Origin of the sequence: Bradyrhizobium neotropicale, from assembly GCF_001641695.1 — a bacterium.
In the GTDB taxonomy this organism is placed as follows: Bacteria; Pseudomonadota; Alphaproteobacteria; order Rhizobiales; family Xanthobacteraceae; genus Bradyrhizobium; species Bradyrhizobium neotropicale.
The window spans coordinates 130,612-156,498 of sequence record NZ_LSEF01000058.1 but is presented as its reverse complement, the minus strand read 5'-3'; the positions used below and the strand labels follow the sequence as shown (position 1 = coordinate 156,498).

Below are 25,887 nucleotides of genomic sequence, written 5' to 3'. Positions count from 1 at the left end.
GCAATCTCAACCCGCCGGCCCGCATGGCTCGTGCTACATTCGACACGGCGGTACTGGTCTGAGTCGGATCATCCGAAGGGCCGAGGCCCGATTTGCCCGGGGAGAGCAATGTTCTCATTCAACGATCTGTTTCAGTGGGACAGGTTCATCACGCCGACGATCATCAAGACCTTCTATTGGCTGGTGATCGCGCTGATCTGCCTGTTCGGCCTCTCCGGCATCTTCTCGGGCCTTGCCACGATGGCGATCAGCCCGTTCGGCGGCTTCCTGGTGCTGCTGTCGTCGATCGCGAGCGTCGTCGTCGGCGTCGTGTTCTCGCGCATCGCCGCCGAGTTGATCCTGATCGTCTTCCGCATCAACGAGCACCTCGGCGCCATCCGCGACCAGGGCGGTGGGATGAAATAGCTCGTCATTCCGGGGCGTGCGTAGCACCGTAGGGTGGGTTAGCCGAAGGCGTAACCCACCACTTTCTTCGCCGCGGGAGAAATGGTGGGTTACGCTTCGCTAACCCACCCTACGAATCCCGCAAGAACTTACGTATTGAACCGGAAGTGCATCACGTCGCCGTCGGCGACGGTGTAGTCCTTGCCTTCGAGGCGCAGCTTGCCGGCATCGCGGGCGCCGGCTTCGCCACCCAGCGCGACATAATCGTCATAGGCGATGGTCTCGGCGCGGATGAAGCCTTTCTCGAAATCGGTATGGATCACGCCGGCCGCCGCGGGCGCCTTGGTGCCGCGGTGGATAGTCCAGGCGCGCGCCTCCTTCGGCCCCACCGTGAAATAGGTGATGAGGTCGAGCAGCGTGTAGCCGGCGCGGATCAGGCGATCGAGGCCGGCCTCTTCCAGGCCCAGCGTCTCCAGGAAATCGACCCGCTCCTCACGCGACAGCGTCGCGATTTCGGATTCGATCTTGGCGGAGATGACGACGGCAACCGCGCCTTCTTTTGCGGCCTGTTCCTCGACTGCCTTGGAGAAGGCGTTGCCGGTCGCAGCGGAGCCTTCCTCGACGTTGCAGACATAGAGCACGGGCTTTGACGACAACAGGCCGAGCATCGAGAAGGCGCGCTCCTCCTCCGCCTTGCGCTCGACGAGGCGCGCCGGCTGGCCGTCGCGCAGCAGCACCAGCGTGCGGTTGACGAGGTCGAGCTGCTCCTTGGCGTCCTTGTCGTTGCCCTTGGCCTTCTTGGTGAGATTGTCGACGCGCTTCTCGAGGCTGTCGAGGTCGGCGAGCATCAGCTCGGTCTCGATGGTCTCGATGTCGGCGAGCGGAGCGATCTTGCCCTCGACATGGGTGATGTCGGAGTCCTCGAAGCAGCGCACGACATGCACGATCGCATCGACCTCGCGGATGTTGGCCAGGAACTGGTTGCCGAGGCCTTCACCCTTGGAGGCGCCGCGCACGAGGCCGGCGATGTCGACGAAGGTCAACCGGGTCGGGATGATCTGCGCCGACTTGGCGATCGCCGTCAGCTTATCCAGCCGCGGATCCGGCACGGCGACCTCGCCGACATTCGGCTCGATCGTGCAGAACGGATAGTTCGCAGCCTGCGCCGCAGCCGTCTCGGTCAGCGCATTGAACAAGGTCGATTTGCCGACATTGGGCAACCCGACAATCCCGCATTTGAATCCCATCGTGTCCTCTAGCGCAGTGCAATCGTAGGGTGGGTTGGCGTAGCGTAACCCACCACTTTTTCCGCCGTTGCATGGTGGGTTACGCCTTCTGCCTTCGCTTGTTGCAGCTTCGGCGAACGTGATCGGCGCACCCACCCTACTCCTTGCCGTTGTCGTCCTTGGTCAAAAACCCCTTCGCCTGCATGGCGAGATGCACCCTGTTGGCGAACGTCGCATCCGTACCCTTGGCGAGCAGCGCGGCATTCTCGGCAACCGCATCGCAGAGCGTCGCCACCCATTCGCCGTCGGCCTTGGAAAAGTCCGACAGCACGTGGCCGTGCACCAATTCCTTGACGCCGGGATGACCGATGCCGAGCCGCACCCGGCGGTACTCGTTGCCGATATGGGCGGAGATCGAGCGCAGGCCGTTGTGGCCGGCGATGCCGCCGCCGATCTTCACCCGCACCTTGCCCGGCGGCAGTTCGAGCTCGTCCTGGAACACGGTGACGTCGCCCGGCGCAATCTTGAAGAAGCTTGCCGCTTCCTGAACGCTGCGACCGGACTCGTTCATGTAGGTCGTGGGCTTGAGCAGGATGACGCGCTCAGTGCCGAGCGCGCCTTCCGAGGTCTCGCCCTGAAAGCGACGGCGCCATGGCGAGAAACCATGACGCCGCGCGATCTCGTCGACGGCCATGAAGCCGATATTGTGCCGGTTGCGTGCGTATCGTGCGCCGGGATTGCCGAGCCCAACAAAGAGTCGCATGACGCGGCGCGCCCCTCGCTTGGCGCGCGATCAGGACCGCGCGCCAGCTTTGAGAGATTACTTCTTCTTGTCGCCGCCGGCGGGAGCCTTGGCAGCCGCTGCCGGAGCCGCAGCACCCGCAGCCGGGGCAGCCGCGCCAGCCGCCGGAGCAGCCGCGCCCGCAGCCGGAGCCGCACCACCGGCCGCAGCCGCAGCCGCAGCCTTCTGCTCTTCGGCGTAGCCCGACGGCGGCACGATGGTGACGAGGGTCGCCTCCTCGCGCGTCAGCGCCTTCACGCCGGTCGGCAGCTTGATGTCCGACAGATGGAGCGAATGACCGATCTCGAGCGTGCCGACGTCGGCCTCGATGTACTGCGGGATGTTCTCGACACCGCATTCGAGGTCGATCGCGTGGGCAACGATGTTGACGGTGCCGCCGCGCTTCACGCCGGGCGAGCCTTCCGCCTTCACCACGTGCAGGGGCACGCTGATGCGGATGGTGGCGCCTTCGCCGAGCCGCATGAAGTCGACATGGATCGGGAAGTCCTTGACCGGGTCGAGGTGGAAGTCGCGCGGAATCACGCGGTGCTTCTTGCCGTCGAGGTCGATGTCGACAAGGGTGGTCAGGAACCGGCCGGCGAGGATGCGCTGGCGCAGTTCGCGATCGTCAACCGAGATCGGGAGCGGGGGCTGGTTGTTACCATAGATCACTCCGGGCACTCTCCCGGCGCGACGCTCAGCCCGGGCGGCCCCCTTGCCGCTCTTCGGACGTGCGGTCGCCTTCAATTCCTTGACGGTCGCCATAACGTTAAGTCCTTGTTTTTGCAAAAGTTAATGGGCCGCAAGGCGGCCCATGGTGCTGTCCGCAGCAAGCCTCCAGGGGTGCGGGGGCCGCGGACGTGGCGGGCTTTTACCCGGAAGATGCGGAAATGACAAGGAGAATGGGCTGCCACCCTCCCCTGGAGGGGTCCGAGACGAGCGTAGCTCGCTCGTGGGTCGGCGCGTAGCGCCGGGGTGGGGTGACAGTCCATCCATTTAGGCGGTGCCCGCGGGGAGAGATCACCCCACCCCGCTGCGTATTCCGCTTCGCTGCATGCACATCGACCCTCCCCCTCCAGGGGAGGGTAAGCGCACCCTAGCCGCCCAGCTTGGCCTCCAGCGCGGCGATGCGCGCCTTCAGCGCCTCGTTCTCCTCGCGGGCGAGGCGCGCCATGTCCTTGACCGCCTCGAACTCCTCGCGCTTGACGAGATCCATGTCGCGCAGGAATTTTTCGGCTTGGGTGCGCATCACCGTGTCGAACTCGCGCTTGACGCCCTGGGCGGCACCGGCGGCGTCGTTCATCAGACGGCCAATCTCGTCGAAAAAGCGGTTGGTGGTCTGGGTCATGGCGGTCTCCGATAAACTTTGCGCGAACAGCTGCAAAGACAATGGCAATCCCGACAGGGCGGTTCAAGGGTCTTTGCGAGGCTGGGGCTATCCTTGTCATGCCCCGGTTTCCTTGCAATCGTATTCAACGTCCCTGCATAAGAAGAATCACAAGGCGCAAAGAGATGATCGAGCAGCAGATCGCAATTCCCACCAAGGACGGCCACACCGCAACCTTCATCAGCCATCCCGAGCGCGGCGGGCCGTTCCCGATCATCCTGTTCTACATGGATGCGCCGGCGATCCGCGAGGAGCTGCGCGACATGGCGCGCCGGCTCGCGACATCGGGCTATTACGTGATGCTGCCGAATCTCTACTACCGCTCCGGCGTGATGGAGCTTGGGCCCCTGCCGGCCGACCCGAATGCGCCGGAACGCAAGCGCATGTTCCAGTTCATGGGCTCGCTCAGCATCCCCATGATCATGGAAGACACCAAAGCCCTGCTCGCCTACGCCGAGGGCCAGGCGGCCGCGAACACCAAGCTGATCGGGACCGTCGGCTACTGCATGAGCGGCCGCTACGCCGTCAACGCCGCCACCCATTTTCCCGATCGCGTCAAGGCGGCTGCCTCGATCTACGGCACGCAGCTTGCGACGGACCAGGACGACAGCCCGCATCTTGCTGCCGGCAAGACCAAGGCCGAACTCTATTTCGCCTGCGCCGAGACCGACATCTACGCGCCGGCCGAGATCATCGAGAAGGTGAAGCAGGGCATGAGCGGCGCGAAAGCGGAGGTGGAGATCTATCCCGGCACCCATCACGGCTTCGCCTTCCCCAAGCGTCCGGTCTATGACCGCGACGCGGCCGAGCGGCACTGGGAGCGGCTGCTGGCACTCTATCGCCGCAATCTCGTCTAGATACAGAAGGCCTGATGCCCCTCCTGCTCATCGATTTTCCGTCGTTCAATCCGGTCGCGGTCGCAATCGGGCCGTTTGCGATCCGCTGGTATGCCCTCGGCTATATCGGCGGGATCGTGCTCGGCTGGCTCTATGCGCGCGCACTGATCAAGAACGAGAGGCTATGGGCCGGCGGATCGCCGATCAGCCTGTCGCAGATCGATGATTTCATATTGTGGGTGACGCTCGGCATCATTCTCGGTGGCCGCACCGGTTACGTGTTGTTCTACAACCTGCCTTTCTTCATCGAGCATCCGGCTGCGATCTTCAGATTGTGGGAAGGCGGCATGTCCTTCCACGGCGGTTTCCTCGGTTGCGTCGTGGCGGTGATGTGGTTCGCACGCAAGAATGGCGTCTCGATCCTGTCGCTCGGTGACATCACCTGCGGCGTAGCGCCGATCGGCATTTTCCTGGTGCGGCTGACGAACTTCATCAATGGCGAGCTGTGGGGCCGTCCCGCCGCCCCAAGCCTGCCTTGGGCGATGATCTTTCCGACCGGCGGTGATGTGCCGCGCCATCCGAGCCAACTCTATGAGGCGGGCATGGAAGGCATCCTGCTCTTCATCGTACTCGCAGTGATGATCCGGCTCGGCGCCTTGAAACGGCCGGGACTGATCCTCGGCAGCTTCATCCTGATCTACGGCCTGACCCGGATCATCGGCGAGCATTTCCGCGAGCCGGATGCCCAGCTCGGCTTCCTGTGGGGCGGATTAACCATGGGCATGCTGTTGTCGATCCCGATGCTTATTGTCGGCGGCATACTTATTGTATGGGCAGTGCGGCGCGGGGCGCCGAGGCCTGCAGAGGCCGTTCGTTAATTCATTTCAAGAAAGCAGGCTGTGACCGACTCGCCGTTGTTGAACGAGATCAAGGCACTGATCAAATCGTCTGGCCCGATGCCGGTCTGGCGCTACATGGAACTGTGCCTGATGCATCCGCGCTACGGCTATTACGTGTCGCGCGATCCGCTCGGCCGCGAGGGCGACTTCACCACCGCACCCGAGGTCAGCCAGATGTTCGGCGAGTTGCTCGGCCTGTGGAGCGCATCGGTATGGAAGCAGATGGGCTCGCCGCAGTTGCTGCGGCTGATCGAGCTCGGCCCCGGACGCGGCACCATGATGGCGGATGCGCTGCGCGCTCTGCGGGTGCTGCCGCCGCTGTACCAGTCGCTTCATATCCACATGGTCGAGGTCAACCCGGTGCTGCGCGAGCGGCAGATGGCGACGCTGTCCAGCGTGCGCAACATTACCTGGCACGACAGCATCGACGACGTGCCCGAGGGCCCGAGCATCATCCTCGCCAACGAATATTTCGACGTGCTGCCGATCCACCAGATGGTCCGGCACGAGAACGGCTGGCATGAGCGCGTGGTCGAGATCGACGGCAACGGCAGGCTCGAGTTCGGCGCGGCGGCTGAGCCGACCCCGCGCTTCGACGTGCTGCTACCGCCCTTGGTGCGCGCGGCGCCGGTCGGCGCGGTGTTCGAATGGCGCCCCGACACCGAGATCATGAAGCTTGCGACGCGCGTGCGCGAGCAGGACGGTGCGGCCCTGATCATCGATTACGGGCACTTGCGCAGCGACGCCGGTGACACCTTCCAGGCGATCGCGCGCCACAGCTTCACCGATCCCTTGAAGGCGCCGGGCCAGGCCGACGTCACCGCCCATGTCGACTTCCAGGCGCTGGCGCGCGCCGCCGAGGACGTCGGCGCCCGCGTGCACGGCCCGGTGACGCAGGGCGATTTCCTCAAGCGCGTCGGCATCGATACCCGCGCAGCCGCCTTGATGCAGAAAGCGACGCCGGACGTCGCCTCCGACATTTCACTGGCGCACAAGCGCCTGACCGACACCGGACGCAGCGGCATGGGATCGATGTTCAAGGTGCTCGGCATCTCCGAGCCGCGGCTGACCGGCATCGCAGGCCTCAGCGATCTCGAACAGGCTGGAGGGGCCTCATGACCATCGCTTCGTCGCTGCTGTCGGCGGTGCCCGGCCTGCGCCACGCCTTCTTCACCCGCGAGGGCGGCGTCTCTAGCGGCATCTACGCCGCGCTCAATGGCGGGCTAGGCTCCAATGACGATCCGGCCCATGTCGCGGAGAACCGCCGCCGCATGGCCGAGCATGTCGGCGTCGCACCGGAGCGCTTCCTCAGCCTGCACCAGATCCATTCGCCCGACGTCCTCGTCGCCGAAACCCCATGGCCGAGCGGGCCGCGGCCCAAGGGCGATGCGCTGGTCACCAGAACACCCGGCATCGCGCTCGGCGTCTCCACGGCCGATTGCGGGCCGGTGCTGTTCGTCGACCCCCATGCGCGCGTCATCGGCGGCGCCCATGCCGGCTGGAAGGGCGCGCTGACCGGCGTGCTGGAGGCAACGATTTCTGCAATGGAGCAGCTCGGCGCCGCGCGCGGCAGCATCATCGCCGCGATCGGCCCGCTGATCCGCCAGGAAAGCTATGAAGTCGGCAACGAGTTCGTGGCGCGCTTCATCGAGGCGGATGCGGAGAACACAATGTTCTTCATCCCGTCGGTGCGCGACGGCCACGCGATGTTCGATCTCGCCGGCTTCATCCGGAAGCGGCTCGAGGGCGCCGGCGTTCTGATGATCGACGATCTCGGTCTCGACACCTATGCCGACGAGCGCTTCTTCAGCTACCGCCGCTCGGTGCATCGCAAGGAGCCGGACTACGGCCGTCACATCCACGCGATCGCGCTGGAGGGGTAAGGGCATCTAAGAGCAATTGAGTTAGGCCAATCGCCGTCGCCCCTTTAAATGCATCAGTCGCTGCATTTCTCTAACAGCAGCGTTTCCTTCCCTCGCAACCATCGGGTCGGCAGTACATCGTACTGCGTGGCGGGCGGGGGCGGTGGAGGGGGCCGGACGTCAAAACCACCGTCTTCCGAAATCTTCTTCCAGTCATCGCGATGCGCGGAAAAGGTTCGATATTTGTCGCCGACCTTGAGCAGAACGATCTCCCAAACCTCACCAGGCTGACGCCACCACACGAGCGTGGTGCTAGGTGGAGGGTCCTGGACCGACACGATCTTGATCTTGTCGTCCGCGATGCGCGTGGCCGAATGAATCGTGCTGACGAATGTTCTCACCTGCCCGGGTGAAAACGTTCCTATCACGTTTCTAATCGTTGGCGGTCCGGCGGACGGCACAATGTATGTCATCCGCGCGCCGCAACCGTTGTTCGTGCAAACCTGATTTGGATCCCGCTTGCAATCGACCGACCACGTCCCGACCAGTCCGAAGGATTGAATGACCTGCGCCGCACTCTCCTCAGCGGCAGCTGGCCCCATGCCAAAGCACGCGACGATCACGCCGAGCGCCAAGCCCCTCATCGTACCGCCCCCATGGTACCACCCCCATGCGCACTGACCTTATCTGTTAAGCCATGTGTCGCGCCTGCCCTAGACGTTAAGACATTTTAAAGGTATCGCAAGGCGCAATGAGGGAAGCGTCAACCTGTCTGCGCGAAACCGGGACAATCGTCCGCGCCGCAATCACGGCCGCATCGATCGCGATCGCTTGCGCCCTCGGCGGCTGCGCCGGCGGCGGCGCGCCGAGCAACTCCTATGCGATGGCGGCGCCGAGTGCCGGCAGCGGGGCGACGGTCGCCTTCGAATCCATCGACGGGCCGCCGCCGCAGGTGTTCGACCGCATGGTCGGCGTGCTCGACAGCGAATCCAAGCTGCGCAGCCTGGCCGTCGTCTCCCGCGAGGGGACGGCAGCCTATCGCGTGCGCAGCTACCTCTCCGCCCAGGTCGTCCGCGGCAAGACCGTGATCGCCTGGGTCTGGGACGTCTACGACGCCAACCAGCAGCGGGCGCTGCGGCTGTCCGGTGAGGAACCGGCCTCGGCCAAGGGTGGGCGCGATCCCTGGTCGGCCGCCGACGATCTGGTGCTTCGGAAGATCGCCCAGGCCGGATTCAGCGGACTTTCCAACATGATCAATGGGACGTCGCCGGATGCGCCCGGGGCCGCCCCGGGGCTGAGGGGGCCTGCCGTGGCGAGCGTGCTGCCGGGCGCCACAGCGCCGGAGATGCCCGCCGCCGCACTCGGCTACGCCGAGTGATAACCACGGCTAAACCACGGCCCCAAGTCCCGCCCAAACTGTTGACCGGACTCAGGATTTTCGCTTGGAAAACGTAGCATCCCGGGTTGCCAGTTCGGCCTTGGGCCTGATATTTCCTCGCCCGTCGTAACCGTGCTTCCAGTGGGTATTCCCAGATGTTGAACGTCGTATCCAGCAAAGCGCGGGAGGAAGCGTCCATGTCGGCCAAAAACGGCTCAATCAAGCTTGTCGCCGGCAACTCCAATCCGGCTCTCGCCCAGGCCATTGCGCAGGGGCTGGACCTGCCGCTGACCAAAGCGGTGGTGCGGCGCTTCGCCGACATGGAGATCTTCGTCGAGATCCAGGAGAACGTCCGCGGCTCGGACGCCTTCATCATCCAGTCGACCTCGTTCCCGGCGAACGACCATCTGATGGAGCTCCTGATCATCACCGACGCGCTGCGCCGGTCGTCGGCGCGCCGCATCACCGCGGTGCTGCCCTATTTCGGCTACGCCCGGCAGGACCGCAAATCGGGTTCGCGCACGCCGATTTCGGCAAAGCTCGTCGCCAATTTGATCACGCAGGCCGGCGTCGACCGCGTCATGACGCTCGACCTGCATGCCGGCCAGATCCAGGGTTTCTTCGACATCCCGACCGACAATCTCTACGCGGCGCCGCTGATGGTGCGCGACATCAAGGAGAAGTTCGACCTCTCCAAGGTGATGGTGATCTCCCCTGACGTCGGCGGCGTGGCGCGTGCGCGCGGGCTCGCCAAGCGCATCAACACCCCGCTCGCGATCGTCGACAAGCGGCGCGAACGTCCCGGCGAGTCCGAGGTCATGAACGTGATCGGCGACGTTGCCGGCTACACCTGCATCCTCGTCGACGACATCGTCGATTCCGGTGGCACGCTGGTGAACGCGGCCGACGCGCTGATCGCCAAGGGCGCCAAGGACGTCTACGCCTACATCACGCACGGCGTGCTGTCCGGCGGCGCGGCCGCCCGCATCTCCTCCTCGAAGCTGAAAGAGCTGGTCATCACCGACTCGATCCTGCCGACGGACGCGGTGACCAAGGCGCCGAACATCCGCACGCTGCCGATCGCCAGCCTGATCTCCGACGCGATCGCGCGCACCGCAGCGGAAGAGTCGGTGTCGAGCCTGTTCGACTGAGCACGCTGACCTCGTAGAATCGTAGGGTGGGCAAAGGCGCGACCCGCCGTGCCCACCTTTTCTGTTTTCGATGATAGCGGTGGGCACGCTTCGCTTTGCCTACCCTACGATCTCCTAGACTAGCTCACCTCGGCCTTCGCACCCACCACCTCGGCAAACGACGCGAAGAATTCGCCGGCAAGCTTCGTTGCGGTCGAGTTGATCAGCCGCGCGCCGAGCTGGGCGAGCTTGCCGCCGATCTGCGCATCGACCTCGTAGTGCAGCACCGTGACGTCGGCGCTTTCCGATTCCAGCCGCACGACCGCCCCGCCCTTGGCAAAGCCGGCGACGCCGCCGGAGCCCTCGCCCGAGATGCGATAGCGGTTGGGCGGATCGAGGTCGGACAGGGTTACCTTGCCGCCGAACGTCGCCTTCACCGGGCCGACCTTGAACACCACCGTGGCGGTCATCTCGTTCGGACCGGTCACCTCTAACACCTGACAGCCGGGAATGCACTGCTTCAGCACGGCGGGGTCATTCAGTGCCGCCCAGACCTGCTCGCGTGGGGCGGGGATACGCTGGCTGTCGTTCATCTGCATGATCGGCTCTCACTCTTTCGTTGCTGCCTGATTGGCGGCGCGCTGGCCGCGCCGGCGTTCCCGGGTGATCTCGGCGAGGATCGACATCGCGATCTCCTCCGGCGTGATGGCGCCGAGATCGAGCCCGGCCGGCGCCTTCACGGAATCGATCGCACCAGCATTCGCGCCTTCCGCAATGAGCCTGGCGCGAAGCGAGGCCATCTTGCGGCGGCTGCCGACGAAGGCGTGATAGTCGGCCTTCGTCGCGATCGCGGCCCGCAAGGCGGCTTCATCACCCTTGCCCTGCGTCGAGACCACGATGAAGCGCTTTGCTTCGCCGAGCTCCCCGAGCTGGTAGCCGTCGATGAGTGTGTCGGCGTCCGGCGGAACGGTGAGATCGGCTGAGGGCGCGGCGAGCGTGACGTGGTAGCCAAGCGTGCGCGCCTGCGCCGCGAGCGACAGCGCCACCGGGCTCGCGCCGAAAATGACGAGCGAAGGGTGAGGCAGCACCGGCTCGACGAAGATGTCCATGGTGCCCTTGCTCGGGCACATGTTGCTGGCGAAGCGGATGCCATCGCGGCTGTCGCCCGCCCTTACCCCCAGCTCGGCGAGCAAATTCTCCGGCTGCACCGAGACCATGCGCGGCTCGCCGTCCGCAAGCGCCTCACGCGCCGCCTTCAGCACGGCGCCGCGGGCGCAGCCGCCGCCGATCCAGCCGGCGACGATGGTGCCGTCGGCTGCGATGATCGCCTTCGCGCCGGCTTTCGCCGCGGTGACCGAAACGGTACGCACCACGGTCGCGAGGACGAAGGCGCGCTCTGCGGCCTTCATCTGGGCCACCAGATCCAGCACTTCGACATGAGCGGTCATCGGTGCCTCCTCTAGAGCTTTGCGAGATAGGGTTCGAGCGCGCGCAGGCTTTGCAGCGTGTTGGCGGGAGCATAGAGATCGACATGCGGCAGCGCGGCCTTGATGCCCCTCGCCTCGGGCGCATAGCCCTCCCAGGCCATCATCGGATTGAGCCAGACGATACGCCGGCAGCGCCGCGACAGCGCGGCCATTTCCCGCCCGAGCAGATCGGCATCGCCGGTCTCATAGCCGTCGGAGACGATCATCACGCAACTGCGCGAATGGATCACGCGCGCGGCATGCCAGCGGTTGAAGGTCTGCAGGCTCTCGCCGATCCGCGTGCCGCCGCCAGCGCCCTGCGCCATGATCGAGAGCCGATCGAGCGCACGTCCCGCATCTTTCTCCTTCAGCGCATCGGACACATAGGCGAGCCGCGTGTGGAACAGGAACGCCTCGGCCTCGCGGAATTCGTCGAGCACGCCATGGATGAAGCGCAGGAACACGGAGGTGTACATGCTCATCGAGCCCGACGCATCGAGAAGAACAATGAGCCGCAGCGGCTTGTCCTTGCGCTGGCGTTTCACGAGGCTGATCGGCACGCCGCCATGGCTGATGTTGCGGTGGATGGTGCGCCTGAGGTCGAGCCGATAGCCGCGCCGGCGAGCCAGATCGCGCCGGGTCAGGCGCGCGCGCATCACCCTCGCGAGCTGCGCCGCCGCTTCGTTGGCCTGCGCGAGCTGGTCGGGATCGCTGAGTTTTCTGAAATCGACCTCGGCGAGATTTTCCGCACGCGAAGCGCCTTCCATGCGGCCTTCGCCGGAGCGGCCTTCCGGCGCATCGTCCGAGGACGGAAGCTGGTCGGTGACGGGCTGTCCGCCCCCCTGCTCCGCTATCTTGTCCTGCAAGCTCTTCAGCGACGGGTTGTGGGCGCCGGGGACAGACCCAATGGTGCGGGAACGCGAGCGCACGCGCTTGCCGAGCCAGAACGCATCGAACAGCCCGTCGAACTTGTCCCAGTCGGACTTGCGCGCCGAGAACAAATGCTTGAACGCCGCGCGCAGCAGGCCCGGTCGCGCCGCATAGCCTGATGACATGAGCGTCGCGGCATCCTGCCCTTCGGCAAGCCCGATCCGGAAGCCGGCATCGCGCAGGGTGCGCAGGAAAGCCGCAAGCCTTGCCGAGACGAGGCGGGAGACCTGGTTGAGATCATCGTACCCGGGGCTGGAGCCGCAGCAGCTCATGCAACCCTCCCCAAAAGGCGCTGCGTGACCTCCGGCGTGACGCGGGCGCGATCCTCCTGCGTCTTCAAAAGACAGACCAGGGTCTCGTGCACGGTCTCGGGCGCATCATGAAGATCGCGGATGTCGAGGCCGACCAGGGCTGCCGCCCAGTCAAGCGTCTCCGCCACGCCCGGGACCTTGCGCAGCTCTTCCTTGCGCACGCCCTCGACCATGCGCGCGATCTGGAGTGACAGCGACGGGCTCGCACCGGCGATCCGTGCCAGGATGATGCGGGCCTCGCGGTCGACATCGGGGTAATCGACGTAGTGATAGAGGCAGCGCCGGCGCAGCGCGTCGGAGAGCTCGCGCGTGCCGTTCGAGGTCAGCACCACATGCGGGATTGTGATCGCGGCAATGGTGCCGAGCTCGGGAATCGAGACCTGGAAGTCGGAGAGCAACTCCAGCAGGAACGCCTCGAATTCGTCGTCGGCGCGGTCGATCTCGTCGATCAGCAGCACCGGCGCCTGCGCCCGCCGGATCGCGGCGAGCAGCGGACGCTCCAGCAGGTATTTTTCCGAGAAGATCTGGTCCTCGATGCTGTCGGTGCCGCGATGGGCCTGGATCGCCAGCAATTGACGCTGGTAATTCCATTCGTAGATCGCGGAGGATTGGTCGAGGCCCTCATAGCATTGCAGGCGGATCAGCTCGGTCGCATGCACCTTGGCGAGCGCCTTCGCCACCTCTGTCTTGCCGACGCCCGCCTCGCCCTCCAGGAGCAGCGGGCGCCGCAGCAGCCGCATCAACGAGATCGCCGTCGCCAGATCCTTATCGGCGATGTAGCCCGATGCGGCCAAGGCGCGGGTGATCTCGTCGCGGTTCTTCATCGTTTCTCGAACCAATGCCGTTCTTTCTGTGACCTCATGGTTCGAGACGCGCGAAGACGCGCTCCTCACCATGAGAGTCCAAACCTCATCCTGAGGAGCGGCGCTTGCGCCGCGTCTCGAAGGATGACGGCCCGGCCTTCGCCAATCGCGCTACGCCACCGCTCCCAGCTCCTTTGCCGCCTTCCAGTTGCGCCAGTAGTCGTGCGGCATCTGGATGTGCGTGGACCCCAAGAACGAGAACGCGTCGTTGACGGCGTTGGAGAAGGCCGGCACGCCGCCGACATTCGGGCTCTCGCCGACGCCCTTGGCGCCGATCGGGTGATGCGGCGACGGGGTGACAGTAAAGTCGGTCTCCCAATGCGGGGTCTCGACCGCGGTCGGCATGAAGAAATCCATGAACGAGCCGGTGACGACGTTGCCGGTCTCGTCGTAGCGGATCTCCTGGCCCATCGCGATGGCGAAGGCTTCGGTCAGGCCGCCATGCACCTGCCCCTCGATGATCATCGGGTTGATGCGGGTGCCGCAATCGTCGAGCGCGTAGAAGCGCCGGACCTTGTACACGCCGGTATCGACATCGATGTCCATCACGCAGAGATAGGCGCCAAACGGATAGGTCATGTTGGGCGGATCGTAGTAGCTGACCGCTTCCAGCCCCGGCTCCATGCCCGGCGGCACGGAGTTGTACGCCGCCCAGCAGATATCCTTCATCGACATGAACTTCTCGGGCAGCCCCTTCACGCGGAAGCCGTCGATGTCCCATTCGAGATCGTCCTCGTGGACCTCGAGCTTGTAGGCTGCGATCATCTGCGCCTTGGCCTTGATCTTTCGCGCCGCCATCGCGATTGCGGCACCAGCAACCGGCGTCGAGCGCGAGCCGTAGGTGCCGAGCCCGTAGGGCGCGGTGTCGGTGTTGCCCTCCTCGACCTGGATGTTGTCGGCGGGAATGCCGATCTCGGTCGCGATGATCTGGGCCCAGGTGGTCTCGTGGCCCTGGCCCTGGCTCTTGGTGCCCATGCGAGCGATGCCCGCACCGGTCGGATGCATGCGGATCTCGCAGGAATCGAACATCGCGATGCCGAGGATGTCGCAGTTCTTCGACGGTCCGGCGCCGACGATCTCGGTGAAGAAGGAGACCCCGAGCCCCATGATCTCGCGGGTCTCGCCGCGCGCGAACGCCGCGCGCTTTTCGGCCTGCTCTTTCCGGAGCGCGGCGTAGCCGGTCGTCTCCATCATCTTGCGCATGGCGGTGTGATAGTCGCCGGAATCGTATTCCCAGCCCAGCGCCGAATGATACGGGAACTGCTCCGACTTGATGAAGTTCTTCAGCCGCAGCTCGGCCGGATCCATGTTGAGCTTCTGTGCCAGAATATCCATGGCGCGCTCGATGCAATAGGCCGCCTCCGTGACACGGAACGAGCAACGGTAGGCGACGCCGCCCGGCGCCTTGTTGGTGTAGACGCCGTCCACCGCCAGATGCGCGGTCGGGAAGTCGTAGGAGCCGGTGACGATGTTGAAGAAGCCGGCCGGCCATTTCGACGGGTCGGCACAGGCGTCGAACGCGCCGTGATCGGCGAGCACGTGGACGCGAAGCCCTGTGACCTTGCCGTCCTTGGTCGCCGCGATCTCCGTCGTCATGTGGTAATCGCGCGCGAACGAGGTCGCAGTGAGGTTCTCGATGCGGTCCTCGACCCATTTCACCGGCTTGCCGGTGACGATCGAAGCCACGGCCGCACAGATATAGCCGGGATAGGCGCCGACCTTGTTGCCGAAGCCGCCGCCGATGTCGGGCGCGATGACATGAATCTTCTGCTCCGGCAACTTTGCGATCAGCGACACCACGGTGCGGATCACATGCGGCGCCTGGAACGTGCCGTAGATCGTCAGCTCACCCTTGATCTTGTCGAAGGAGCAGACGCACTGGCAGGTCTCGAGCGGCGACGGATGGGTGCGGTGATAGGAGATCATCTCCTTGATCGTCACCTCCGCCTTCTTGAAGGCGGCGTCGGTCAGCTCCTTGTCGCCGACGGTCCACTCGAAGATGTGGTTGTGGTGCTTGCGGGGGCCGTGCGCGCCCGACGTCTTGCCGGCGAGGTCCTCGCGCAGCACCGGCGCATCGGCGTCCATCGACTTGAACGGATCGATCAGCGGCGGCAGCGGCTCGTATTCGACCACCACCTTGTTGATGCCGTCATCAGCGGCGTAGCGGTCGGTCGCGACGACGAAGGCCACTTCCTGGTTCTGGAACAGTACCTTGCCGTCGGCCAAAACCATCTGCACGTCGCCGGCGAGTGTCGGCATCCAGGCGAGGTTGACGGTCTTCAGCGTCTCGGCGGTGATGACCGCGAGCACGCCGGGGACTTTCAACGCTTCGCTGTCGTCGATCTTCTTGACCCGCGCATGCGGATGCGGCGAGCGGACGAAGTCGCCGTGCAGCATGCCCGGCAGCTTGACGTCGTCGACATAGTTACCCTTGCCTTGCGTGAAGCGGATGTCCTCGACGCGCTTGCGCTTGCAGCCCATGCCCTCGAGCGCGGCGGTGCGTTGTTCCCGCGTGGGAGTCATGTCATTCATTCTGCGGCCTCCCGGAATTCCACGCCGTTGATCTTGGCGGCGGCGTACTGGATTGCTTTGACGATGTTCTGGTAGCCGGTGCAGCGGCAGATATTGCCGGAGATGCCCATCCGGATCTCCTGCTCGCTCGGCGACGGATTCTCCTTCAGCAGCCGGTGCGCGCGCATGATCATGCCGGGCGTGCAGAAGCCGCATTGCAGGCCGTGCATCATGCGGAAGCCTTCCTGCAGGGCCGACAGCGTGCCGTCGGCGTTGGCCATGCCTTCGATGGTGGTGATGTCGGAGCCGTTGGCCTGGACGGCGAACATCGTGCAGGACTTCACTGACATGCCGTCGATGTCGACAGTGCAGGCGCCGCAATGGGTGGTCTCACAGCCGATATGGGTGCCGGTCATCTGCAAGTTTTCGCGGATGAAATGCACCAGCAGCGTGCGCGGTTCGACGAGGCCTTCGACCTCGGCGCCGTTCACCTTCATGGTCACATGTGTTTTTGCCATCGATCCCCTCCCGTCATTTCGTGTTGGCGGCAGCGCGTTGCAGCGCGCGCGTCACCATGATGCCGCCGACATGCTTGCGGTATTCGACCGGCCCGCGGGCATCCGCGGCCGGTGACATGATCGCTTCCGCTGCCGCCGCCGCGTTCTTCAGCGACGTGGCGTCGAGGCTCGTGCCGATCACGGCGTTGGCGGCGTCGGCGGCGAGCAACGGCGTCTCGTGGACATTGGTGAGCCCGATCGTGCAGGTCGCCACCTTGTCGCCTGCCATCGTCAGCACGACGGCCGCGGCCGCGGTGGCGTAATCGCCGACCTTGCGCTTGAGCTTTTCGTAGGCGTAGCCGTGGCCGGCCGGAGGCACGGGGACCGAGATTGAAGTCAGGATCTCGCCCGGCTCGAGCGCGGTGAAATAGGCGCCCTGGTAGAACTCGGCGGCCGCCACTTCGCGGGCGCCGCCGGGGCCTTCGAGGCGATAGGTCGCGCCCAGCGTCATCATCAGCGCCGGCATGTCGTTGCCGGGATCGCCATTGGCGACGTTGCCGCCGATCGTGCCGCGGTAGCGCACCTGCGGATCGGCGATCAGCAGGGCCGCCTCATTCAGGATCGGCACCGACTTGCCGACCTCATCGGAGGCCAGAAGATCGTGCTGGGTGGTCATCGCACCGATGACGAGATTGTTGCCGTCGCGGCGGATGCCCTTCAGGCCGGCGATGCCGTGCAGGTCGACGAGATGGGCGGGGGTCGCGAGCCGAAGCTTCATCATCGGCACAAGGCTGTGCCCGCCGGCCAGTGGCCGAGCATCCTCGCCGAGGTCGGACAAGAGTTTGACGGCATCGGCGACACTCGCCGGCCGGTGATAGCTGAATGATCCCGGGATCATCGTCTCCTCCCACTCGTCCTTGGCGCTCAAAGCGCGGACGTTGGCGGGACGGTCCCTCCCGGCGGGGCTCGGCGCAATCATTCGGGCACAAAGGCGGGGTTTTTGCACGAATTGCGGATGGGGACGCACGAATTGCGTCAGGGTCGGCGACGTATGGCTGGCTCTTCACCTCTCCCCGTAAGAGCGGGGAGAGAGATAGAGGGCGGGGAGAGGGAGTGAGAGAGCTTTACGCGTGGCGCCGATTGACCAGCCCCAGCCGCGCCTTCACCTCGGCGATCTTGGCCCGGCTCACCGGTACGCGGTGCGGCGACGGACCGTCGAGCTCGAGCACGGCACCGTCGCCTTCCTTGCGGACGTGCGCGACGTGGGAGATCGCGACGATATGGCTGCGGTGCACCCGCAGGAACAGCGAGGGATCGAGCTGCGCCTCGGCTTCGGAGATCGACCAGGGGCACATCCGCTCGCGGGTGCCGTCATGGACGCGCGTATAATGCGCATCCGCCCGAACGCTGCGCACATGGGCCGTCTCGATGAAATGGGTGCCGTCGGCGCCTTCGACCGGCAGCCGCGGCGCCGGCGCACGAGGTGGCTGACCGAGGCCACCGAGCGGCGCCACCGGCCGCGGCGATGTGGCGGCCAGCGCGACCGGCTCCACGGTGGTTCGCATAGCCAGCGGCGCGACCGGATCGGCGGCGACCGACACCTGCGCCTGCCGCCGCGGGTCCGGCACCAGCGACAACAGGAAGCCGGCCGCGATCACGAAGCACAGCACGGCAACGACGATCGACAAGACTTGCTGCGACGCGGCAAGGCTGCCGCCGAGATGGTGATGCGCCGAGCCCGTGAGCGGCTCGAAATGCATGCCGAGCATCGCGGTGTAATGCATGCCGGACACCGCAACGCCAAAGGCGATCGAGCTCACGATCAGACGGACACCTTCCTGCTGCGCCAGGAAGGCGCGCAGGCCGCCATAGGCGGTGACGACCGCGACCAGGATCGACAGCAGCACCATCGAGGGGTCGTGCGCGATGCCGAAGGACCCGGCGAGGCCGTGGATGCCAACATAATGCATGCTGGCGATACCGACGCCGAGCAACACGGCTGACGAGGCCACCCGCTTCAGTGACGGCTCGCCGATCGAGACGAAGAACAGGGAGATGCCAACCACCAGCGCGCAGATCAGGAACGAGATGATGGTGGGCAGGACGAGATAGACGGTGTCGGGCGGCAGCGGTGCGGCCAGCATGCCGACGAAATGCATGGTCCAGATCCCGACCGCCAGAAACGCCGCCGCGCCCGCGAGCAGCATGCGGTTACTGACGCCGGGCGTGCTGCGGATGCGGGCCGCGAGCGCAAAGCCGGTATAGCCACCCAGGCTCGCGATCGCCACAGAGAGCGCGACGAGATAGGGATCGTGTCCTTCGAACATGATCTTGTCGGCCGCCCCGTCTCCACGGAACGTCCTCCTCCCGCCGCCGACTTTATAGGGACGGCGGCGGGATTGACAATCAGCGCCGTGTGAGGCCGGCCCCCAGGCGCACTGCAAGAGCCTCATGGTGAAGAGGCGCGCAAGCGCCGTCTCCCGGAATGCTTCGCATCACCTGGAGAACCATGAGGCTCGATCGTGGCCTTCATCCTTCGATGACGCGCTCCTCAGGATGAGCGGTAAGAGTCTTTGCAACCTAGCCCACAATCCCCGCCGCGACCTGGCCGCGCAGGCGCTCGAGCCCGTGCAGCGTGTTGGCGCAGGCTTCCGCGACTTCGACGCCCTTGATCGCGAAGTGCCTGCGGAAGAAGTCGTAGTGCACCTCGGTCTCGTGGAATTGCTGCGGCGTCAGCACCGCCGAGAACACCGGGACTTCGGTGCGGAGTTGCACGTCCATCAACGCTTTGATCACGGTGTCGGCGACGAACTCGTGGCGGTAGATGCCGCCGTCGACGACGAGCCCGGCCGCAACGATCGCGGTGTAGCGCCGCGTCTTGGCAAGGATCTGCGCATGCAGCGGGATCTCGAACGAACCGGGCACCTCGAACACGTCGACATGATTGAGGTGGCGTGCCTCGGCCTCCTTCAAGAAGGCGATGCGGGCCTCCTCGACCACGTCGTGGTGCCAGCAGGCCTGCACGAAGGCGACCCGCTGCGGCTTGGCGAAGCGCGGATGCTCGATCGCCGGCGGCGGATCCTGCGGAACCGGCGGCGGCATTTGGGTTTGCTGAGAGGTTTCGACTTGCGGGTCTTGCAACATCTGATTCATGGCTTTCCTTCTCAAGGACCAGAATCAGGGCACACGGAACGACAAACAGCCGCATCCTGCGATGCGTCTGCCTCCGACCGTTCTCTTTCATCCGGACTTTGACCGTCGGCTTCGGAGTCGCACCGAATCTGCTGACCCTTCCTTCGGGAAAAATCCCTCTTGGAAGGCGCTCGCGGGCTTGGGCCTTTCGGTCCTTACCGCCGGTGGGGACTTTCACCCCGCCCTGAGAACATCGGCCGCCCGGAATGAGCGACCTGAACGGAAATATGACGCCGGCGAGCGGCTCCGGCAAGCACGTTCCGTATGGGGAAACCGCATGGTCCCATGCCGACTTGGAGGTCCTCTTGGCGGTCCGGCCCTCGCGGGACGGAATTAGCGAGTGGCACGCTTTCGGGAATCCGATTCCGGTTTGTTCTCTACGTTAAGAATTATGGCGAAGAGATGAGCTGTGGACGAGTGAGTCCTGACTTGTGGACGGACTCGGGACCCGGTTGCGCAGATTCCGCAAATCACATCACTTGATCCGCGACAGGCCCGCGCCCAAGGGGATCGCGAGAGCGACTCCGAGGGATCGTCGCAGCGATGTTGAGGGAGTGTGCGCCGGCCAACCGCGTGCGTATCAAAGACAACAAGAAGGCAAGAGGTCGAGACGGCATGTCCCTGCTCGAAGGTACCATCGATTCCCGAAACCATCCGCTCGCGGTGGTCGAGGACATTGCCGCCAGCAACAACTGGCCGTTCGAACGTTCCGGCGAGGACGAGCTCACCATCGTCTCCAAGGGACAGTGGACGGACTATCAGCTCTCCTTCACCTGGATGGGCGACATCGAAGCGCTGCATCTGGCCTGCGCGTTCGACATGAAGATCCCGGTCGCGCGCCGGCCGGAGGTCCAGCGGCTCGTCGCCGCCGTCAACGAGCAATTGTGGATCGGACATTTCGATCTGTGGACCAACACCGGCATGATCATGCACCGCCAAGCGCTGGTGCTGCCGGGCGGCCTGACCGCCTCGACCGCGCAATGCGAGGCCATGCTCGCCGGCGCCATCCACGCCTGCGAGCGCTATTTCCCGGCGTTCCAGTTCGTGGTGTGGGCGGGCAAGTCCACGACCGAAGCGATGGATGCGGCGATGTTCGATACGGCGGGAGAGGCGTAAGCACGCCGCCCTCCCCAACGCCGTGAGGGAGGCAGAAATCCCTCCTCATCGTCGTCCCGGCGAAGGCCGGGACCCATACCGCGTGAATTCGCCGTATTTGACGATGCTTGTTGCTCTGCCTTCCATCCACTAGAACCAGTCGTGGTACGCGACGAGCGCAAGCGCTCGCGCGGGGGTCCCGGCCTTCGCCGGGACGACAGCTTTGTTTGTGGTGACCGCAGTGGCCGATAACAGCACTCTCAAGAACATCACCGGCACCATCCTCCTGGCCGGCGCCGGCAAGATGGGCGGCGCGATGCTGACCGGGTGGCTGGCGGGCGGGCTCGATCCGCGCCGTGTCGCGGTGATCGATCCGCAGCTCTCGCCAGAGATCAGTGCGCTCGCCGCAAAAGGCGTTGCACTCAATCCCGACGTGAAGGCAGCCGGCGCGGTCGAGACGCTGGTCGTCGCGGTGAAGCCGCAGATGTTCCGCGAGGCCGGCGCCAGGATGAAGCCATTCGTGTCGGACAAGACCTCGGTCGTGTCGATCATGGCGGGAACCACGATCGCCTCGCTGCAGGAGGTCTGCGGCGGCGCCGTGGTGCGCGCGATGCCGAACACGCCGGCCGCGATCGGCCGCGGCATTACCGTGGCGGTCGCAGCGAACAATGTCAGCGCGCAGCAGCGCGCCGTGGCGGATGCGCTGCTGCGCGCCACAGGCTCGGTGGAATGGGTGGACGATGAAGGCCTGATGGATGCGGTAACCGCCGTGTCCGGCTCGGGCCCGGCCTATGTGTTCCTGCTTGCCGAAGAGCTCGCGCGTGCTGGCGTGGAAGCCGGGCTGCCCGAGGCGCTCGCAACGACACTCGCACGCGAGACGGTCTCTGGTGCCGGCGAATTGCTGCGTCGCTCGGACCTTGCCGCAAGCACGCTGCGCCAGAACGTGACTTCGCCCGGCGGCACCACCGCTGCTGCGCTCGAAGTGCTGATGGGCCTGCCCGGCCTGCGCGATCTGATGATCCGCGCGATCGCCGCGGCGACGAGGCGCTCGAAGGAACTGGCCAAGTAGCTAGACCCTCACGGTGAGTGCCGTAGGGTGGGCAAAGCGAAGCGTGCCCACCACTTCAGCGGCGATCTCGGAGAGATGGTGGGCACGGCGCTTCGCGCCTCTGCCCACCCTACGGTGTCGGTGCACTTGGTTACGTCGCACCCAGCCGCTTGTTGAACAGCTCGACATTGACGAGACCGCGGGCGTGGCGGCCCTCACCGAGCTTGCGCGCGCCCTCGAACGCCTCGACCTCGAACCGGATGACGCGGCGCTCCACTGCGATCACCTTTGCAGTGGTTCGCACCGTCGCACCGACGAGCGCGGCTGCCAGGTGTCGGATGTCGACCTCGGTGCCGACCGTAACCCAGCCCGGCTGAAGCGCAGAGCGGATCGCATCGCCCGAGGTCATCTCCATCTCCAGGATCATCATCGGCGTCGCGTAGACCATCGGCATGCCCGGCACGAAATGCCCGACCGTGCGCTCCGCTGGGACCACCAGCGTACGCTCGGCGCTCATGCCGATCTTGATGAAATCGCGTGCGTCCATGCTGATGCCGCGCCAGCCAAAACTATTTCTTCGCCGCGGCCGCGCGCTCGACGAAGGTCTTGCCGCCCTTCATCTTGTGGCGAAGCGGGGCTTCGTTGATCTGGATGACGACGGCTTCGGCATCGACGCCGAGATTCTTCACCAGCGCTTGCGTGATGTCGCGCATCATGCCGGCCTTCTGTTCGTCGGTGCGGCCTTCGGCCATGCTGATGGTGATCTCAGGCATCGTCTTCTCCCTGCTGCTTTGGCGATGGCCGAGCTCACCCCGGCCCTTCATCGTCGCTGCGCATCAAACAGGACGTGGGTGCCCGGGACAAGCCCGGGCATGACGACTGGAGCGTATGGCTAGCCCCAGCTTACGTCATGGCGCGCCAGCACTTCTTGCACCCTGGCGACGAGGTCGGCTTCGCTGCATGAGAACTGCGCCGGGCGGCTCTCGCGCCATTCCTGGTTGGAGGCAATGGCGGCGGCCGCTTTCGCGCCCTCGATCAGGTCCTTGATCTGCACCTCGCCGCGCGCCTTCTCGTCCGAACCCTGGATGATGACGCAGGGTGCGTTACGGCGGTCGGCATATTTGAGCTGGTTGCCCATGTTCTTGGGATTGCCGAGATAGAGCTCGGCGCGGATGCCTGCACCTCGCAGCGTGGCGACCATCTTCTGATAGTCGGCGACACGATCGCGATCGAACACGGTGACGACGACGGGCCCGAATTCGGGCCGGGTGTCGAGCTTGCCGAGCAGCGTCAGCGCCGCCTGAAGGCGCGAGACGCCAATCGAGAAACCGGTCGCCGGCACCGGCTCGCCGCGGAAGCGCGAGACCAGGCCATCATAGCGACCACCGCCGCCGACCGAGCCGAAGCGCACCGGGCGGCCCTTCTCGTCCTTGGTGTCGAGCAGGAGTTCAACCTCGTAGACGGGGCCCGTGTAGTATTCGAGACCGCGCACGACGGAGGGATCGATCTTGATGCGATCCTCGCCATAACCTGCGGCCTTCACGAGCTTGCTGATCTGATCGAGCTCGTCGCGGCCCTGTTGCCCGATCGCGCTCGCACTGAGGCGCGGATCGATCGGAGTGTCTTTGTTCTGTTCGATCGCGGAGACGACGAGCGCGATGTCGTCCTCCTTCAACCCTGCCCCCTTGGTGAAGTCTCCGGACTCATCCTTGCGACCCGCGCCGAGCAACTGCCGGACACCGTCAAGGCCGAGCCGGTCGAGCTTGTCGATCGCGCGCATGACAGTGAGCCACTGGCCGTCATCGGCGATGCCGAGCGCATCGCGCACGCCATCGAGCACCTTGCGGTTGTTCACCTTCACCACATAGGAGCCGCGCGCAATCCCGAGCGCTTCCATCGTGTCGGCGGCCATCATGCAGATCTCGGCGTCCGCAGCCGGCGTGGCCGAGCCCACCGTATCCGCATCGAACTGCATGAACTGGCGGAAGCGGCCGGGGCCGGGCTTTTCGTTGCGGAAGACATAGCCGGCGCGGTAGCTGCGATAGGGCTTTGGCAGCGTGTCGAAATTCTCGGCGACGTAGCGCGCGAGCGGCGCGGTCAAATCGTAGCGGAGCGAAATCCACTGCTCGTCATCGTCCTGGAACGAGAACACGCCCTCGTTCGGGCGATCCTGGTCGGGCAGGAACTTGCCGAGCGCGTCGGTATATTCCATCGCCGGCGTCTCCACGGGCTCGAACCCGTAGAGCTCGTAGACGGCGCGGATCTTCTCGACCATCTGGCGCGCCGCCTTGATCGCGGCGGGATCGCGATCCTCGAGCCCGCGCGGCAGGCGCGCCTTAAGTTTTTGAGGTTTTTTGGGTTTTTCGGACATGTCGCTCGTTGTAAGCTTTGTAAGCCAATGCTGACTTACAACATACACGTTGACTTACAAAGCCTACATCGAGCTACCAGCCGGCCGGCAAACGCCTAGTCTAACCTCGCCCCACTGCGGGGAGAGAGAAAGAGAACTACGGCTGCTCCATCCGCGCACGCAGGGCGTCGGCATCCGCCCTGGGCATCGACTTCAGCAACGGCTTGATGGTTTCGCCGCCGACGATCTTGCCGTTGAGCATGAACATCCAGTCCGAGATGTCGGTTTGCGCGAACTCAACCAGGTCGCCTGCCCGCTTGCCGGGCAGATCGCGCGGTTCGTTGGCAAAGACGCCCGAATAGGTCCCGTTCGGCAGCTTCTTCACTTCGGCCATCCAGATGTGCTCGGCGCCCTTGCGGGTCGGAAAGCGCACTTTCAGGGAATGTCCGGTCTCGATCGGCTTCGGCGCGTCATAGGAGGCCCAGAATGTCGGCAACGTATCCCGCGCCCGCGCGATCGCCGCGTTCATCTGCGCATCGGCCGTGCGCACGTCGACGACGGGCGAGCGTTCCTGCGCCACGACTTCGGCCCTGGGCCCGATGGTCAGGATGCCGAAGACCGTGACACCCGTGACGGCGGCGAGAAGGACCCATTTCAGGGGTTGAGGGAGCGTGGAGGCCATGATCGAGGTCCGGATGCCATGATGTCTTTCGGCTTTGTCGCGCGGGCGCGCGGGGGAGTTCATGGCGCTGGAAGCCACAAGCAAGCTGCTCTTCCCTTACGCCTTACGCCGCCGCCTGCTTGCCCTTCGGCCGCACTTCCGCTGCGTAGTCGCGCATCAACTGCTCGGAGATCGCGCCAGGCGTGAACTTCCATTGCGCAATCTCGGCGACTGGCGTCACTTCGGCCGCCGAGCCCGTGATGAAGCACTCGGTGAAGCCGTCGAGCTCCTCCGGCATGATACGGCGCTCGACCACCTCGATGCCGCGACGCTGCGCCAGCTCGATCACGGTCGCGCGCGTGATCCCGGGCAGGAAGCAGTCGGCGATCGGGGTTTGCAGCTTGCCGTCGCGCACGAAGAAGATGTTGGCGCCGGTGCATTCGGCCACCCTGCCCTCCCAGTCCAGCATCATCGCATCGGCATAGCCCTTCCGTTCGGCCTTGTGCTGGAGATGGTGCAGATCATGTAGAGGCCGCTCGCCTTGGCGAGCGCGGGGATCGTGCGCGGATCGGGCCGGCGATATTCCGCAAGATCGATGCGGATGCCCTTCAGCCGCGCAGCGGGATCGAAATAGCTCGGCCAGGTCCAGGCCGCGATCGCCAGATGGATGGTGTTGTTCGGCGCCGAAACGCCCATCATCTCCGAGCCGCGCCAGGCGATCGGACGCAGATAGGCATTCGGCAGGCCGTTGCTGTCGATCACGAGCTGTTTTGCGGCATCGATCTCCGCGATCGACCAGGGGATCTCGAAATCGAGGATGTTGGCCGACGCCTTGAGCCGCTCGGAATGCGCGGTGCTCCTGAACACTTTGCCGCCATAGGCGCGCTCACCCTCGAACACGCAGCTCGCATAGTGCAGGCCATGGGTCAGCACATGGACATTGGCCTCCTTCCACGGCACGAGCTTGCCGTCGAACCAGATGACGCCGTCGATATTGTCGAATGAAACTCCCATGGCTCTCTCCCGGTGCTGTTGAATTTTTCGCGCACGCGTCCGCGCACGCGTCCCGGCGAGACGCGT

Annotated in this window: 27 protein-coding genes, 1 pseudogene and 1 riboswitch; of the genes and pseudogenes, 9 read left to right on the top strand and 19 right to left on the bottom strand. The window is 65.1% G+C overall.

The window, feature by feature from the left end; translation table 11 throughout:
• Nucleotides 1–108: 108 nt before the first annotated feature.
• Nucleotides 109–405: a DUF4282 domain-containing protein gene (locus AXW67_RS19115; RefSeq protein ID WP_027551869.1), complete on the top strand. Its 297-nt coding sequence runs from the start codon at nucleotides 109–111 to the stop codon at nucleotides 403–405.
• A gap of 128 nt (nucleotides 406–533) precedes the next feature.
• On the opposite strand, the gene ychF is transcribed toward AXW67_RS19115, so the two are convergent.
• The 4 genes from ychF to AXW67_RS19095 all read right to left on the bottom strand — a co-directional run bounded on the left by ychF (nucleotide 534) and on the right by AXW67_RS19095 (nucleotide 3,739).
• Nucleotides 534–1,631: a redox-regulated ATPase YchF gene (ychF, locus tag AXW67_RS19110; RefSeq protein ID WP_027551870.1), complete on the bottom strand. Its 1,098-nt coding sequence runs from the start codon at nucleotides 1,629–1,631 to the stop codon at nucleotides 534–536.
• A gap of 136 nt (nucleotides 1,632–1,767) precedes the next feature.
• Nucleotides 1,768–2,373: an aminoacyl-tRNA hydrolase gene (gene pth, locus AXW67_RS19105; RefSeq protein ID WP_063679104.1), complete on the bottom strand. Its 606-nt coding sequence runs from the start codon at nucleotides 2,371–2,373 to the stop codon at nucleotides 1,768–1,770.
• A gap of 57 nt (nucleotides 2,374–2,430) precedes the next feature.
• Nucleotides 2,431–3,156, bottom strand: a complete 726-nt coding sequence (locus AXW67_RS19100) for a 50S ribosomal protein L25/general stress protein Ctc (protein ID WP_063679103.1) — start codon at nucleotides 3,154–3,156, stop codon at nucleotides 2,431–2,433.
• Between the two features lie 331 nt (nucleotides 3,157–3,487).
• Nucleotides 3,488–3,739 carry an accessory factor UbiK family protein gene (locus AXW67_RS19095; RefSeq protein WP_063679154.1) on the bottom strand — a complete coding sequence of 84 codons (252 nt, stop codon included), beginning with the start codon at nucleotides 3,737–3,739 and terminating at the stop codon, nucleotides 3,488–3,490.
• A 164-nt stretch (nucleotides 3,740–3,903) separates the two neighbouring features.
• Here AXW67_RS19095 and AXW67_RS19090 point away from each other — a divergent pair, with 164 nt between their 5' ends.
• Genes AXW67_RS19090 through pgeF form a run of 4 tightly spaced genes read left to right on the top strand, consistent with a single transcriptional unit; the run spans nucleotide 3,904 to nucleotide 7,396 of the window.
• Nucleotides 3,904–4,635 carry a dienelactone hydrolase family protein gene (locus tag AXW67_RS19090; protein ID WP_063679102.1) on the top strand — a complete coding sequence of 244 codons (732 nt, stop codon included), beginning with the start codon at nucleotides 3,904–3,906 and terminating at the stop codon, nucleotides 4,633–4,635.
• Between the two features lie 14 nt (nucleotides 4,636–4,649).
• On the top strand, nucleotides 4,650–5,492 hold the full coding sequence (lgt, locus tag AXW67_RS19085) for a prolipoprotein diacylglyceryl transferase (RefSeq protein WP_063679101.1): 843 nt from the start codon (nucleotides 4,650–4,652) through the stop codon (nucleotides 5,490–5,492).
• Nucleotides 5,493–5,513: 21 nt separating this feature from the next.
• Entirely contained in the window at nucleotides 5,514–6,632 is a 1,119-nt protein-coding gene (locus tag AXW67_RS19080; RefSeq protein WP_027551876.1) for a class I SAM-dependent methyltransferase, read from the top strand.
• Nucleotides 6,629–7,396, top strand: coding sequence for a peptidoglycan editing factor PgeF (pgeF, locus tag AXW67_RS19075; RefSeq protein WP_063679100.1), 768 nt, complete (start codon nucleotides 6,629–6,631; stop codon nucleotides 7,394–7,396). The genes AXW67_RS19080 and pgeF overlap by 4 nt, the downstream gene beginning before the upstream one ends.
• Before the next feature lie 53 nt (nucleotides 7,397–7,449).
• Here the strand turns inward: pgeF and AXW67_RS19070 are convergent, their stop codons facing one another.
• On the bottom strand, nucleotides 7,450–8,010 hold the full coding sequence (locus tag AXW67_RS19070) for a hypothetical protein (protein WP_145927715.1): 561 nt from the start codon (nucleotides 8,008–8,010) through the stop codon (nucleotides 7,450–7,452).
• A 116-nt stretch (nucleotides 8,011–8,126) separates the two neighbouring features.
• Between AXW67_RS19070 and AXW67_RS19065 the strand changes: the two genes are divergently transcribed.
• Nucleotides 8,127–8,753, top strand: a complete 627-nt coding sequence (locus tag AXW67_RS19065; protein ID WP_063679098.1) for a hypothetical protein — start codon at nucleotides 8,127–8,129, stop codon at nucleotides 8,751–8,753.
• A gap of 197 nt (nucleotides 8,754–8,950) precedes the next feature.
• Complete coding sequence (locus AXW67_RS19060; RefSeq protein ID WP_027551879.1) at nucleotides 8,951–9,904, top strand: ribose-phosphate pyrophosphokinase; 954 nt, start codon at nucleotides 8,951–8,953, stop codon at nucleotides 9,902–9,904.
• Nucleotides 9,905–10,023: 119 nt separating this feature from the next.
• Here AXW67_RS19060 and AXW67_RS19055 read toward each other — a convergent pair whose 3' ends face one another.
• The 9 genes from AXW67_RS19055 to AXW67_RS19015 all read right to left on the bottom strand — a co-directional run bounded on the left by AXW67_RS19055 (nucleotide 10,024) and on the right by AXW67_RS19015 (nucleotide 19,614).
• The gene (locus AXW67_RS19055; protein WP_063679097.1) at nucleotides 10,024–10,482 is read right to left on the bottom strand and encodes an SRPBCC family protein; all 459 of its coding nucleotides are present in this window, start codon (nucleotides 10,480–10,482) and stop codon (nucleotides 10,024–10,026) included.
• 9 nt (nucleotides 10,483–10,491) lie between these two features.
• On the bottom strand, nucleotides 10,492–11,331 hold the full coding sequence (locus tag AXW67_RS19050; RefSeq protein ID WP_063679096.1) for an XdhC family protein: 840 nt from the start codon (nucleotides 11,329–11,331) through the stop codon (nucleotides 10,492–10,494).
• Nucleotides 11,332–11,342: 11 nt separating this feature from the next.
• Entirely contained in the window at nucleotides 11,343–12,551 is a 1,209-nt protein-coding gene (locus tag AXW67_RS19045) for a vWA domain-containing protein (RefSeq protein ID WP_063679095.1), read from the bottom strand.
• Nucleotides 12,548–13,414 (bottom strand): AAA family ATPase, encoded by an 867-nt coding sequence (locus AXW67_RS19040; RefSeq protein ID WP_063679094.1) that lies wholly within the window; start codon nucleotides 13,412–13,414, stop codon nucleotides 12,548–12,550. The genes AXW67_RS19045 and AXW67_RS19040 overlap by 4 nt, the downstream gene beginning before the upstream one ends.
• Before the next feature lie 150 nt (nucleotides 13,415–13,564).
• Nucleotides 13,565–15,985: an aerobic carbon-monoxide dehydrogenase large subunit gene (locus tag AXW67_RS19035; protein ID WP_027551884.1), complete on the bottom strand. Its 2,421-nt coding sequence runs from the start codon at nucleotides 15,983–15,985 to the stop codon at nucleotides 13,565–13,567.
• Nucleotides 15,982–16,482: a (2Fe-2S)-binding protein gene (locus AXW67_RS19030; RefSeq protein WP_063679093.1), complete on the bottom strand. Its 501-nt coding sequence runs from the start codon at nucleotides 16,480–16,482 to the stop codon at nucleotides 15,982–15,984. The genes AXW67_RS19035 and AXW67_RS19030 overlap by 4 nt, the downstream gene beginning before the upstream one ends.
• A gap of 13 nt (nucleotides 16,483–16,495) precedes the next feature.
• Complete coding sequence (locus AXW67_RS19025; protein ID WP_063679153.1) at nucleotides 16,496–17,359, bottom strand: FAD binding domain-containing protein; 864 nt, start codon at nucleotides 17,357–17,359, stop codon at nucleotides 16,496–16,498.
• 226 nt (nucleotides 17,360–17,585) lie between these two features.
• Nucleotides 17,586–18,788, bottom strand: coding sequence for an MHYT domain-containing protein (locus tag AXW67_RS19020; protein ID WP_063679092.1), 1,203 nt, complete (start codon nucleotides 18,786–18,788; stop codon nucleotides 17,586–17,588).
• A 253-nt stretch (nucleotides 18,789–19,041) separates the two neighbouring features.
• Nucleotides 19,042–19,614 carry a 6,7-dimethyl-8-ribityllumazine synthase gene (locus AXW67_RS19015; RefSeq protein WP_027551888.1) on the bottom strand — a complete coding sequence of 191 codons (573 nt, stop codon included), beginning with the start codon at nucleotides 19,612–19,614 and terminating at the stop codon, nucleotides 19,042–19,044.
• 75 nt (nucleotides 19,615–19,689) lie between these two features.
• Nucleotides 19,690–19,849: riboswitch (FMN riboswitch) on the bottom strand.
• 419 nt (nucleotides 19,850–20,268) lie between these two features.
• Here AXW67_RS19015 and AXW67_RS19010 point away from each other — a divergent pair.
• Both AXW67_RS19010 and proC read left to right on the top strand, forming a co-directional pair.
• Nucleotides 20,269–20,769: a type III secretion system chaperone family protein gene (locus tag AXW67_RS19010; protein WP_027551889.1), complete on the top strand. Its 501-nt coding sequence runs from the start codon at nucleotides 20,269–20,271 to the stop codon at nucleotides 20,767–20,769.
• A 211-nt stretch (nucleotides 20,770–20,980) separates the two neighbouring features.
• Nucleotides 20,981–21,817 carry a pyrroline-5-carboxylate reductase gene (gene proC, locus AXW67_RS19005; RefSeq protein ID WP_245315626.1) on the top strand — a complete coding sequence of 279 codons (837 nt, stop codon included), beginning with the start codon at nucleotides 20,981–20,983 and terminating at the stop codon, nucleotides 21,815–21,817.
• Nucleotides 21,818–21,947: 130 nt separating this feature from the next.
• Here proC and AXW67_RS19000 read toward each other — a convergent pair whose 3' ends face one another.
• From AXW67_RS19000 to AXW67_RS18980, 5 genes and pseudogenes are all read right to left on the bottom strand, one after another.
• Entirely contained in the window at nucleotides 21,948–22,343 is a 396-nt protein-coding gene (locus AXW67_RS19000; RefSeq protein WP_027551891.1) for a thioesterase family protein, read from the bottom strand.
• 22 nt (nucleotides 22,344–22,365) lie between these two features.
• Entirely contained in the window at nucleotides 22,366–22,620 is a 255-nt protein-coding gene (locus tag AXW67_RS18995) for a tautomerase family protein (RefSeq protein ID WP_145927713.1), read from the bottom strand.
• Nucleotides 22,621–22,688: 68 nt separating this feature from the next.
• Nucleotides 22,689–24,071, bottom strand: a complete 1,383-nt coding sequence (gene hisS, locus AXW67_RS18990) for a histidine--tRNA ligase (RefSeq protein ID WP_430648724.1) — start codon at nucleotides 24,069–24,071, stop codon at nucleotides 22,689–22,691.
• A 232-nt stretch (nucleotides 24,072–24,303) separates the two neighbouring features.
• Nucleotides 24,304–24,828 (bottom strand): YegJ family protein, encoded by a 525-nt coding sequence (locus AXW67_RS18985; protein ID WP_063679152.1) that lies wholly within the window; start codon nucleotides 24,826–24,828, stop codon nucleotides 24,304–24,306.
• Between the two features lie 103 nt (nucleotides 24,829–24,931).
• Nucleotides 24,932–25,821, bottom strand: a pseudogene (locus tag AXW67_RS18980) (branched-chain amino acid aminotransferase).
• Nucleotides 25,822–25,887 lie beyond the last annotated feature (66 nt).

Bases quoted from the DNA above. Each gene is read 5' to 3' on its own strand.
- AXW67_RS19115 (WP_027551869.1), top strand. From the start codon at position 109: ATGTTCTCATTCAACGATCTGTTTCAGTGGGACAGGTTCATCACGCCG.
- ychF (WP_027551870.1), bottom strand. From the start codon at position 1,631: ATGGGATTCAAATGCGGGATTGTCGGGTTGCCCAATGTCGGCAAATCG.
- pth (WP_063679104.1), bottom strand. From the start codon at position 2,373: ATGCGACTCTTTGTTGGGCTCGGCAATCCCGGCGCACGATACGCACGC.
- AXW67_RS19100 (WP_063679103.1), bottom strand. From the start codon at position 3,156: ATGGCGACCGTCAAGGAATTGAAGGCGACCGCACGTCCGAAGAGCGGC.
- AXW67_RS19095 (WP_063679154.1), bottom strand. From the start codon at position 3,739: ATGACCCAGACCACCAACCGCTTTTTCGACGAGATTGGCCGTCTGATG.
- AXW67_RS19090 (WP_063679102.1), top strand. From the start codon at position 3,904: ATGATCGAGCAGCAGATCGCAATTCCCACCAAGGACGGCCACACCGCA.
- lgt (WP_063679101.1), top strand. From the start codon at position 4,650: ATGCCCCTCCTGCTCATCGATTTTCCGTCGTTCAATCCGGTCGCGGTC.
- pgeF (WP_063679100.1), top strand. From the start codon at position 6,629: ATGACCATCGCTTCGTCGCTGCTGTCGGCGGTGCCCGGCCTGCGCCAC.
- AXW67_RS19065 (WP_063679098.1), top strand. From the start codon at position 8,127: ATGAGGGAAGCGTCAACCTGTCTGCGCGAAACCGGGACAATCGTCCGC.
- AXW67_RS19060 (WP_027551879.1), top strand. From the start codon at position 8,951: ATGTCGGCCAAAAACGGCTCAATCAAGCTTGTCGCCGGCAACTCCAAT.
- AXW67_RS19055 (WP_063679097.1), bottom strand. From the start codon at position 10,482: ATGCAGATGAACGACAGCCAGCGTATCCCCGCCCCACGCGAGCAGGTC.
- AXW67_RS19050 (WP_063679096.1), bottom strand. From the start codon at position 11,331: ATGACCGCTCATGTCGAAGTGCTGGATCTGGTGGCCCAGATGAAGGCC.
- AXW67_RS19045 (WP_063679095.1), bottom strand. From the start codon at position 12,551: ATGAGCTGCTGCGGCTCCAGCCCCGGGTACGATGATCTCAACCAGGTC.
- AXW67_RS19040 (WP_063679094.1), bottom strand. From the start codon at position 13,414: ATGAAGAACCGCGACGAGATCACCCGCGCCTTGGCCGCATCGGGCTAC.
- AXW67_RS19035 (WP_027551884.1), bottom strand. From the start codon at position 15,985: ATGAATGACATGACTCCCACGCGGGAACAACGCACCGCCGCGCTCGAG.
- AXW67_RS19030 (WP_063679093.1), bottom strand. From the start codon at position 16,482: ATGGCAAAAACACATGTGACCATGAAGGTGAACGGCGCCGAGGTCGAA.
- AXW67_RS19025 (WP_063679153.1), bottom strand. From the start codon at position 17,359: ATGATCCCGGGATCATTCAGCTATCACCGGCCGGCGAGTGTCGCCGAT.
- AXW67_RS19020 (WP_063679092.1), bottom strand. From the start codon at position 18,788: ATGTTCGAAGGACACGATCCCTATCTCGTCGCGCTCTCTGTGGCGATC.
- AXW67_RS19015 (WP_027551888.1), bottom strand. From the start codon at position 19,614: ATGAATCAGATGTTGCAAGACCCGCAAGTCGAAACCTCTCAGCAAACC.
- AXW67_RS19010 (WP_027551889.1), top strand. From the start codon at position 20,269: ATGTCCCTGCTCGAAGGTACCATCGATTCCCGAAACCATCCGCTCGCG.
- AXW67_RS19000 (WP_027551891.1), bottom strand. From the start codon at position 22,343: ATGGACGCACGCGATTTCATCAAGATCGGCATGAGCGCCGAGCGTACG.
- AXW67_RS18995 (WP_145927713.1), bottom strand. From the start codon at position 22,620: ATGAAGGGCCGGGGTGAGCTCGGCCATCGCCAAAGCAGCAGGGAGAAG.
- hisS (WP_430648724.1), bottom strand. From the start codon at position 24,071: ATGGTCGAGAAGATCCGCGCCGTCTACGAGCTCTACGGGTTCGAGCCC.
- AXW67_RS18985 (WP_063679152.1), bottom strand. From the start codon at position 24,828: ATGGCCTCCACGCTCCCTCAACCCCTGAAATGGGTCCTTCTCGCCGCC.